Source organism: Pseudomonas brassicae (assembly GCF_010671725.1).
Taxonomy (GTDB): Bacteria; Pseudomonadota; Gammaproteobacteria; order Pseudomonadales; family Pseudomonadaceae; genus Aquipseudomonas; species Aquipseudomonas brassicae.
In genome coordinates, this window is the sequence record NZ_JAAHBU010000602.1 from 1 (window position 1) to 708 (window position 708).

Annotated in this window: 1 protein-coding gene and 2 pseudogenes; all 3 read right to left on the reverse strand. The window is 60.9% G+C overall.

Annotated elements, in window-relative coordinates:
• A pseudogene (locus G3436_RS26515) lies at positions 1-204 on the reverse strand (cbb3-type cytochrome c oxidase N-terminal domain-containing protein); the annotation flags it as partial.
• Positions 201-398 carry a CcoQ/FixQ family Cbb3-type cytochrome c oxidase assembly chaperone gene (locus G3436_RS26520; protein WP_043862418.1) on the reverse strand — a complete coding sequence of 66 codons (198 nt, stop codon included), beginning with the start codon at positions 396-398 and terminating at the stop codon, positions 201-203. The gene G3436_RS26520 and the pseudogene G3436_RS26515, both read right to left, overlap by 4 nt.
• A 5-nt stretch (positions 399-403) precedes the next feature.
• A pseudogene (locus G3436_RS26525) lies at positions 404-708 on the reverse strand (cbb3-type cytochrome c oxidase subunit II); the annotation flags it as partial.

Genomic DNA, 708 nt, shown 5'->3' on the forward strand with positions numbered 1-708 from the left:
ACACGATGGTGCCGACGAACAGCATGAACCACCACTTGGGCAGCGGTTGTCATACTCCTCGATGCGTCGTAGGCATGGCCTAGGTTTTCTTCCGTCGGTGGTTTCGCTGCGCTGCCCCTTGCGGGTGGACAGCAGCAGCCAGGTCAGGGCAAAAATGGTACCCAGACTCAGAACGGTGACGTACAGACTCCAGAAGGTAGTCATTCTTTGTTACTCCTAGAAGCGCTCGCTTGCGCTTGCTCGACGTGCTTGCTGGCTTCGGGATCATCCGCGAAGGGCAGCATGGTCGCTTCGTCGAACTCGGACTTGCGCCGAGAACTGAATACCCACAACGCCAGGCCGATGAAGGCCACCATCACCACGACGGTGCCCAGGCCACGAATCATCCCGATATCCATCAAGGTCACCGTTTGCTTTTGATGATGGTGCCAAGCCCTTGCAGGTAGGCGACCAGAGCGTCCATTTCAGTCTTGCCCTTGACCGCGTCGCGGGCACCGGCGATGTCTTCGTCGGTGTAGGGCGTGCCGAGGGTGCGCAGTACTTCCATCTTCTTGGCGGTCAGCTTGCCGTCGAGGGTGTTCTCCACCAGCCACGGGTAGGACGGCATCTTTGATTCGGGCACCACGTTGCGCGGGGTTGTACAGGTGCGCGCGGTGCCAGTCATCGGAGTAGCGCCCGCCAACCCCGGGCCAGGTCCGGGGCCGGTGC

Bases quoted from the DNA above. Each gene is read 5' to 3' on its own strand.
- G3436_RS26520 (WP_043862418.1), bottom strand. From the start codon at position 398: ATGGATATCGGGATGATTCGTGGCCTGGGCACCGTCGTGGTGATGGTG.